This window comes from Tautonia sociabilis (assembly GCF_003977685.1).
GTDB lineage: Bacteria > Planctomycetota > Planctomycetia > Isosphaerales > Isosphaeraceae > Tautonia > Tautonia sociabilis.
This window is the reverse complement of record NZ_RYZH01000098.1, coordinates 1-8779: the sequence shown is the minus strand read 5'-3', so window position 1 is coordinate 8779 and position 8779 is coordinate 1. Positions and strand designations below refer to the sequence as shown.

Here is an 8779-nt window from a genome sequence, read left to right as displayed (position 1 = left end):
GGGCCGTCGAGCTCGGCCAGAAGGATGGGCCGGTCCAGTTCGAGCTGGGGGGAAAGGTCGAGGTCGCTGAGGACGATGTTGGGCTTCTGGCCGCGGCGTCGGCCGGCTCGGGCGAAGCTCAGCGCCCGGACCAGGTCGCCCCGGGAGACTCCCACCCGGGGACTGGGGTTGTAGGTGTAGATCTGGGGAAGCCGCCGGCCGATGTCCTCGAGGAAACCGGAGAGGTTGCGGTTGCGCGCCAGTTCCACCCGCACCGCCTCTCCCGGGGCGATCGGCCGCTCGAACTCGTAGACGTCACCGCCGTAGGCGAGGATGACGTTGTTCAGCGGCCGGCCGAGCCGGTTGGTCAGCGTCCCCTCCAGGCGGTGGGCGCCCGGGTCGCGCAGGTCGGCGTCGATGGCCGCCGGGGCGTCGTCGAACCAGGTGCCGACCAGGGCCTTGGTCGTCCAGATCGGCACCCGGACGCCGGCCAGCACCGAGGGCGGAACGCTGGATCGTTCGTCGTTGGGCGACTGGTAGGAGTAGCCGCTGCTGGTCAGCGCCATGCCTCCGGAGTTCCCCATGCCTCCGAAGCGGGGCTCGGCGATGCCGAACCAGGTCGTCAGCACCTCGTCCACCTGGGAGGCCGGCACCGGCCCGGCCTCGGCCGGGTGTTCGGCGGCGACCGGCAGGGGGAGCACCGTCACGTCGTAATCTCGGTTCTGGGGGCTGAACAGGGTGGCGAAGCTCGTCCCCCGGGCCAGGTGCCGCTCGCCGTCGCCGAACCCCTGGTCCACGTCGATCACGTCCACCCGGTTGATCCGAAGGTCGGTCCCCTTCACCCGGTAGGCCGTGATGTAGGCGACCAGGCTGACGGCGACCACGATCGTCGGGAAGGTGATCCAGGTCAGCTCCATCCGCTTGAGCACGCGCTTCAGGAAGAAGTAGTCGCCGGGGCCGATCAGCAGGATGTACAGGAAGACGAACGCCGCCACCCAGCCGAAGGGGACGAGCCGGACCCCCTCGAACTGCTCCAGGGCCCGGTGCAGGTAGCTGGAGAGGTCCCGGACCTCGTAGTCGGTGAAGGCGCCCGAGCGGGCCAGGTCGATCGCGGCCGTCTCCCGGCCGCCGAGGTCGAGCACCGACGACCAGAACACCTTGCGGTCGGGCCAGTCGACGAACGGCCGCTCGTCGACGCTTAGGCCAACCATCGTCACCCGGCCCAGGCCGTAGGGGCCCCGCACGATCACCGGCCCTCCCACCGAGCGGTCGGCCAGCAGCACCTGGGCCCCCCGGCCCTCGATCGGCTCGAAGGTCGTCACCGACACCGGGCGCTCCGGCGTCGTGATCGGCGTGATCGAGCCGACGAACGACTCGATCGTCCCCAGGTCCCCCGTCTCGGTCGGACGATCGGTCGGCAGGGCCGGCAACAGCTCCCGGAGCACTCCCCCGGGGTCGGCCGCCACCTGCCAGCGGGCGAAGCCCCCGACCAGCACCAGGTGGCCGCCGTTGCGGACCCACTGCATCAGCGGCTGGCTGCGGAAGTCTTGCAACGCCTCGAGAGCCCCCTCGGCGTTCAGGTCGAGAACCAGGGCCTCCAGGGCGTCGTAGCCGTACCAGCGGTCGGGGATCCCCTCCGGCACCCGCAGTCGGCAAACCGACAGGCGGGAGGGCTGCGAGGCGTCGGCCCCCTGGAACTCGGGCAGGCTCGGCAGCAGGTCGACCCCCCCCGGCTGGCCGATGACGCCCAGCACCACCTGGTCCGGCTGCAGCCACATGGCCGAGTCCTGCTCGGCCACGTCCCGGCGCCGGCCGCGCTCGTCGCGCACCTCGACCCGGACGCGGACGGTCGCGTCGCCGGGGCGGACGTAGCAGAGGAACGACTCGGTCGACCGCGCCGGTACCTCGACCCGACGGCTCACGAACGTTGGCACACCGCCGTCGTCGGGCACCTCCAGCCGCAAGAGGCCCGAAAACCGAGACGGACCGGCCTGGAGGTCGACCCGGACCGGCGTCCAGGTGCCGATCTTGTACCATTGGTCCGAGACGTCCTCGGCCAGGCCGACCCGAATGTTCTCGATCGTCACGTCCGGCTCGGCCTGCCGGGCCTCGGCCTCCCCCGAGGCCGCCAGGGCGACCGCGGCCCCCAGGGCCAGGCGGAGGGGGAGCGTCGCGGGGATCGGCCGGCGGGCTCGGGACGATGAACTCATGGTGCCTCTCCGGGTCGCTGCGAATCGCCCGGGGCGGATCGCCCCCGGGGGGACGGGCTCATCGGCGGCGGACGCCCTCCGGGGCCTCCCCCCCCGCCCTCCGCCGACTCCCCCGGCCGGGTTCGGACGGGACGCTCGGCCGAGATCGGTGACGCTCTCCCCGATCGGCCCCGCCTTCAGGGCTTCTCCGACGGGTCGCACCGGCAGGGCTCGGCGCCGCAGCCAGGGCAGCCTCGGCCGTACTTCCGGCAGACGGCCCGATCGAGGTCGATCCCCCGAAGGTTGGCCAGCGTGGCGAGCCAGGCGAGCACGTCGGCCATCTCCAGGGCGAGTTCCTCGTCGGTGCCGGAGCGCAGCGCCTCGGCCAGCTCGCCGAACTCGGCGGTCAGCCAGAGGAACGTCGCCGCGTCTCCCCGGGCGGCGTCCTTGGCGCCGTAGAGCGCAGCGATCCGGCGCTGCAAGGCGCCAAGCGTCCAGCCTCCGTCGGGTGATTCGCCCATCGGGATCTTATCTTAAGTCGTTCGCCGGGCGATTGCCAGTCCCGGGCCGGCCCGCTCGGGGGCGGCCCGGGATCGGCCGATCCCTTGGGTCAGGGGACGATGGTGCCGACCACCTGGAAGTACGAGGCCGGAAACGGGTTGCCGACGTTGAACCGGCTCGCCCCGACGAAGTCGCCCAGGTCCACCAGCGGCGCCGCCAGGTTGCGGACGATCCGCCACTGGCTGCCCTCGGCGATCAGCACTCCCCCGTCGATCCGGGCCCCCTGCCCCCCTCGGCCGGTGCCCGAGGCGGCCTGCTCCACCAGCCCCAGGTCCCGGCCGATGGTGATGTTCGCCCCCTCGGCCAGCGTCAGGTAGCCCCCGACGTTCAGCACGTTCAGGTCCAGCCCCGTGCTGATCCCGGTGCCGGCCCCGGCGAAATTGGCGCTGCGCAGCACCTCCAACTGGTTCAGGGTGCCCCCCACCTGGATCGACGACCCGGGGGTCAGCTCCGCCAGGGCGATCCGGTCCACGGTGGCGGCGTCCCGCACCAACAGCGGGCCGGAGAGCTTCGCCGTGTTGAAGCCGAAAATGCCGTTGATCGGGCCGTAGACGTCGAGCAGGCCGATGTCGAGCACGCCGTCGCCGAACAGCTTGTACGGGCCGAAGGTGTGCGACCCTTCCCTCACCCGGGGCCGGAACATCGGAATCACGTCGAGCTGGCTGAGCGTGTTCGTGCCCCGGACCACCAGCGCGATCCGGCCATCGGGCAGGGAGCTGGAGGTGATCCCCCCCTCTCCGGTCAGCTGCACGCGGTAACGCTCGCCATCGGTGTCGGTCACGGTCACGGCCGAGCCGGCGGCCGTGACCGCCCGAGCCACCCGGCCCCGCTGGCCGATCATCAACTGCTGAGCCAGCATCGCCCGCCGCTGCAAGAACAGCGCGCCGGGCGTCAGGGTCGACATCAAGGCCCTGCGCTCCAGGGTGTCGCCGACCGAGGGCCGGAACCGCGTGCGGGCCGGCCGATGCCCCGAGATTCGATCGCTCATGGTCCTGTCTCCTCCTTGCGCGGGCCGGGAGCCTCCGGATTCCGGCACCCCCCGGCGCCGGCGAACCGCCAGCGCCGAGGGCGACTCGTCCTTCTCCATCGGCGGGCCTCCGGCGGCCAATCCTCCCCGATCAGCCGCCGGAGGCCCAATCACCCGGCCTGTAGCGATTCGACCGACAATGCCACGGGACCCAGCCCATCCCGGACGCTCGATCCGGAAAAAACGCGAAAAAGGGGGTTGCTCCCCGGCCGCGTCTTGACATACGATTCCCCCAACTCAAGCCTTCCCGGCCCATCCCAACTCGTTGGCATCGGCTCGCATTCACTGATGTTCGGCCACCTCACCATCCTCTGGCTCGCCTTGCTCTTGCCGCCGGTTGCCGGCGGCGAGGTCCAGGTTTCGCCGGCCGTCGAGGAGCCGTCCGCCTTCGCGTGCCTGTCCTCGCCGGTCGACCCGGCCGCCCGGATCGCCCTGGAGCGGCCCTCCCTACCCGCCGGGACTCGCCAGTCCGGCTCCTCTCCCGCCGAGCCGCTGGCGGTCACCGAGACGGAGAACGAGGAGGAGACCGGGAAGTCGGCCCCCGAGGGGCTGATCCATCCCCAGGCCCTCCGGTTCCCCCTGTCTGGTGGAATCCGGTTCTCGGCCAGTTCGATGAGCGAGGCCCTTGGCCTGTCGCGGCGTCCTTCCGCTCGCCTGCGCTGCTGATGCTCCCCCACTGATCAACCGCCTCACGCGCCGCTCCGACCGTCTCCTCACCAAGCGGCCCGGTTGATCCTGATCCCGAGCATTCGCCTTCTCCCGAGACGGCCCCTCCGGCCCGGCCGCTCGGAGACCGGCCATGCCTCGCCCCGGTTTCCCCTCGCGCTCGGTCAAGCGATCGGGCGCTCCGGGCCGCCGGGGAATCCACACCCGACTCAATCACGGTGCGCCCCGACCGCAACGCGAGCCGAAGGCGCCATGGGACCGCGATCCCTTCCGACGATCACACAGAACGCGCATTGTTCGTTCTGTGTCCGGAGCCGGCTCATGTTCCTCTCGGATCGATCCTCACGCCTGCCGACCGCAACGTCGGTGCCGCCGTGGACGTTCCGAACCGCTGAGCTTCCCGAGTCCAAGCCCCGAGATTCCCGGCCGACCCGATCCCCGGCCCTCGTCCCTCCCGACGACGGGCGGCTCCCCACCCCGGGCCGGCCGGCCCCGAGCCCCGCGGTGGCCGGGGCGTGCTCGATTCGTACCCGGTCCGGCCCGGCGTCCGATCGACCGCCCCGGCCCCGCGTGGGTGCCACCGCCCCCACGCCGGTCCCCCGCTCCCCATCCGGTGAGGAGGGACCGGACTCAAGCCTCGCGGCGGTCGGGGCGAGACCGACTGGGTCCCGGTCCGGCCCGGCGGCCCTTCGGTCCCCCCGACCCCGTGAGTCCCCCCAAGCCGCCGGACTCGATCCGAGCCGGCCTCCTCCCCCGCTCGGCCAGCAACCAGCTCTTCTCGTCGCGCCGCCGGCTCAGACCGAAGAAGCGGCGTTCCTCCCTCCTCTCAACTCCACCCGGACCGCGTGCGGACCTTCCCCGTCGACGAGTTCCCGAAGACCAGCGACCTGTTCTGGTTCCGCTTCCAGGTCGACTTCTGATCGACGTCGCCGCCGGGATCGGCTGGGGAGGGGGCGTCGTCCCCCTCCTCCTCCTCGCTGGGGGCGGGCTCATCCGCCCCCGAGTCCTCCGGTGCCCCCGACGCCGCCAGGGCCTGCTCCCGCTTCCGCCGGATCGCCTCGGCGTCCTCCGGCTCCAGGCCCAGGGCGACCTCGAACTCCCGGACCGCTTCGCCGGGACGGTCGAGGCCCATCAGCGCGTCGCCGAGCACGACGTGGGCCTTCGGGTCGTTCACGTCGATGTGCAGGCAGTCCTTCGCCCACCGAGCCGCCTCCTCGAACTCCCCCCGGGCTAGATGCCGCTCGGCCAGCACCTTGCGGACGGCCAGGTCGTCCGAGTCGTTCTCCGCCAGCTGGGCCAGGTCGCCGAGGAAGGCCGCCTCGTCCCCCAGCCTCAGGTGGACTCGGGCCAGGCCGGCCAGCCACTTGGAGTTCAGCGGGTCGTCGCGCCGGGCCAGTTCATACAGCCGGGCGGCTTCCTCCAGATCGCCGGCCTTCATCGTCAGCTCGGCCAGCAGGTCGACCACCCGCTCGTTCGGCCGCTCCTCGTCCAGGGCCGGGGTCAGCAGCTCCAGCGCCTTGGCCTCATCGCCGATGAGCATCATCACCCGGGCCATCACATACGAGGCCAGCGGCTGGTGCGGCTCCAGCTCCAGGGCCTTCTCGGCGAAGGGCCGGGCGCTCTTGTAGTCTCGGCGGGCGAAGTACTCGTAAGCGACCTTGGCGTTGAGCGCCGCGTCCTCGGGCTCCTTGCGCAGGTCGAGCAGCAGCCGCGAGAAGGAGACCGGTTCCTCGTCCTCCACCCGGGTGCGGATCGTCTCCACCACCTCATCGAGGTAGGCGAGATACCCTTCCTCGAACTGCTCCACCGGCACGCCGAAGGTCGACTCCACCGCCTCCTTCGTCGCCATTCCCAGCCGGTAGGCCTCCAGCAGCCGGGCCAGCGCGTCGTCGCCGAACCGCTTGACCATGTACCGGGCATAGAGCTGCGCCTGGCAGTAGGCCAGTTGCCGCTCGTCGGGCTCCCTGGGGCGGATGAAGCCCAGATTGATCGTCTCCAGGTTGAGCAGGCGGCGCTGGGGTACCCGTTCGACGAGCAGGGTGTTCCAGGGCTGGGGCCTCGGGCCGCCCTCGCTCTCGACCGCCAGGGCCTCGGTGTACCAGTGGGGGATGTTGAAGTTCGTTTGCTGGAGGGTGATCACATGGGCTAGCTCGTGAGTGAGCACTCGGGCCCAGTTGAACGCCTTGCGGGTGGCCGTCGGGCTGGCCAGCGCCACGACCTTGCCGGTGCAGGCCCCCACCGTGGGGATGAACGGCAGGGCGGTCGTCCGCCCGCTGAACATCTGGTGGTCCTTCATGATCTGGATCGAGGTCTTCCCCGGCGGCTCGTAGCCGAAGCGATCGACCAGCACGGGGTGGATCTCCTCCAGGTAGTCGGCCATGTAGCGCCCAAGCAGCCGGTCCTGCGTCGGGTCGACGAGCACGATGTAATGCTCCGTCTCGATCGCCTCATAGGAGGCCATGTGGTCGAGCACCTTCATCATGTTGTCGGCCCGGATGTTGAACGGGTCGGCGTCGAACGCCTGGTCGAACAGGGCGCGGGCCTCCGTCTCCCGGCCGATCTGCATGTAGAGCATCCCCAGGCCGACCTTCGGCCCGGCCGCCTCCGGGTCGGCGGCGATCGCCTTGAGGAAGGCCCGCTCGGCCGGGTGGTACTTGCGGCGATCGGCCAGCCGGTCGCCCAGCGCCTCGAAGAAGGCGGCCGGCCGGGGGTTGTCCTTCAGCGCCGCCGCCTCCGCCGCCGCGGCGCCGAGCGGATTGACCAGCAACTGCTGCGACGCCGCCAGCCTCGCCAGTGCCTCCGGGTCCTTCGGATTCCGCCCCACGGCCTTCTTCGCCGCCTCGAGCGCCTCGTCGAACCGCTCATCGGAGATGTTCAGATCCGCCAGCAGGACCAGGGCCGGCGTGTACGACGGATTGATCTCCAGCGCCGCCTCGGCCTTCTCCCGGCCGTCGTTGAGCGCGTAGTTCTCCAGGTCGATCCTGCCGAGCGTGACGAGCACCTCGGCGGCACTGGGGTTGATCAGCAAGGCCCGGTTCAGCTCCCGACGGGCGCTGCCCTCCTGATACCCCTCGAAGAACAGCTCCCCCTCCAGCCAAGCCGCCTGCCAGCAGCGCGGGTCGACCGTGATCGCCCCCTCGAACAGCTCGTTGATCACGTCGTTGAGCGCCTGAGACAGCTCCTCTCCCCGGGCCGTCGCCCGGTAGTACCGCTGCGCGGCTCGGCCGATCAGGCAGAGGGCGTCCGGGTCTCTCCTCGTCTCGCGCTGGCGGGCGTTGTAGTCTCGGATGAACCAGCGATACGCCTCGACCGCCTCCTTCGCCTCCCCCCTGGCCTCGTGCAGCAGGGCGACGACCCATCGGGCGCGTCGGCAGAGGTCGTCCCGCTCCAGCGCCCGAGCGACGAGGGCCTCGGCCTCGTCCCACTCTCCTTGGGAGAACCGGATCTCGGCCAGCAGGCCCAGCACCTCCGCGCCGGCCTCCCCCTCGATCTCGCTGGCGGCCGACAGCGCCTCGACCGCCTCCTCGATCCTCCCCATGCTCCTGAGGCACTCGGCCCGGGCGAGGGCCACCCGCGCGGCCTCGGCCGGGTCGGCCGGCTCGATCGCCTCCAGTCGCTCCAGGGCCCGGGCGTACCGGCCCGTCTGCCAGTCCCGGCGGGCGTCCTCCAGCCCGTCGGCCCTCGCCGACGCCCCCGCGACGGCCACCCATCCCCCCATCCCGACGAGGATGCCGATCGTCCCCATCCGCATGGTCGACCCCTCCCTCGGTGCCCGTCCGTCGCGGTTCGGCCCCAAGGCCCCCGGCCCTTCCGGCCCGGACGCCTCAACGCCCGATCACCCTCCACCTTACCACCCCCCCTCCCCTCCCTTCCAGGCCGCCTCCCCGGCTCGACAAGCCGATCGCTCTCCCCCCCCTCCCCGTCGTCATTCACCGTCGGGCCCCTCGCTCCCGATGATCCGGTCATCGGGCCGACGTCCCCGATCGCTCCTGGCCCCCCTCGACCCTCGTTCCCTGGCAACCCCATCACTCCCCGGCAGGATCGGCGGCCGGACGCGGTTCGGCCCCTCCTTGCCACCACCCGTCATTCCACGCAATGAACCGACACGACCTTGATTGTGCCCCGATTCGAAGCATCCACAGATCCATCGATGGACGCACTGAAGAATGCCAGTTCGCCGGGAGCGGGGCCGGAGCCCCCGAGAGGCACGATGCGACGGCGTTCCGGCGCCGGAGCGAACCCATCTATGAGAGGGGGACTGTCAAGCTGCCGGTGCAGGTTCGGTGGGCTCGGGGCCCCGGCACCTCCCCCTCGCCGTCGGCGTCGGTCGGCCTGCCCGTCCCAGACCACGCCCACC

General features: G+C 71.4%; 5 protein-coding genes. 1 reads left to right on the top strand and 4 read right to left on the bottom strand.

Going from position 1 to position 8779, the window contains the following annotated elements; translation table 11 throughout:
- The 3 genes from TsocGM_RS25220 to TsocGM_RS25210 all read right to left on the bottom strand — a co-directional run.
- On the bottom strand, positions 1-2189 hold a 2189-nt coding region (locus TsocGM_RS25220; RefSeq protein ID WP_126728232.1), incomplete at its 3' end, for a hypothetical protein.
- Positions 2190-2365: 176 nt separating this feature from the next.
- Positions 2366-2689 carry a MazG nucleotide pyrophosphohydrolase domain-containing protein gene (locus tag TsocGM_RS25215; protein WP_126728231.1) on the bottom strand — a complete coding sequence of 108 codons (324 nt, stop codon included), beginning with the start codon at positions 2687-2689 and terminating at the stop codon, positions 2366-2368.
- Between the two features lie 89 nt (positions 2690-2778).
- The gene (locus TsocGM_RS25210) at positions 2779-3717 is read right to left on the bottom strand and encodes a hypothetical protein (RefSeq protein WP_126728230.1); all 939 of its coding nucleotides are present in this window, start codon (positions 3715-3717) and stop codon (positions 2779-2781) included.
- Positions 3718-4044: 327 nt separating this feature from the next.
- Between TsocGM_RS25210 and TsocGM_RS25205 the strand changes: the two genes are divergently transcribed.
- Positions 4045-4422, top strand: a complete 378-nt coding sequence (locus TsocGM_RS25205) for a hypothetical protein (RefSeq protein ID WP_126728229.1) — start codon at positions 4045-4047, stop codon at positions 4420-4422.
- A gap of 826 nt (positions 4423-5248) precedes the next feature.
- On the opposite strand, the gene TsocGM_RS25200 is transcribed toward TsocGM_RS25205, so the two are convergent.
- Positions 5249-8173: a tetratricopeptide repeat protein gene (locus TsocGM_RS25200; protein WP_233579192.1), complete on the bottom strand. Its 2925-nt coding sequence runs from the start codon at positions 8171-8173 to the stop codon at positions 5249-5251.
- Positions 8174-8779 lie beyond the last annotated feature (606 nt).

Excerpts from the sequence above, each read along its gene's own strand:
- TsocGM_RS25215 (WP_126728231.1), bottom strand. The coding sequence starts at position 2,689 with ATGGGCGAATCACCCGACGGAGGCTGGACGCTTGGCGCCTTGCAGCGC.
- TsocGM_RS25210 (WP_126728230.1), bottom strand. The coding sequence starts at position 3,717 with ATGAGCGATCGAATCTCGGGGCATCGGCCGGCCCGCACGCGGTTCCGG.
- TsocGM_RS25205 (WP_126728229.1), top strand. The coding sequence starts at position 4,045 with ATGTTCGGCCACCTCACCATCCTCTGGCTCGCCTTGCTCTTGCCGCCG.
- TsocGM_RS25200 (WP_233579192.1), bottom strand. The coding sequence starts at position 8,173 with ATGCGGATGGGGACGATCGGCATCCTCGTCGGGATGGGGGGATGGGTG.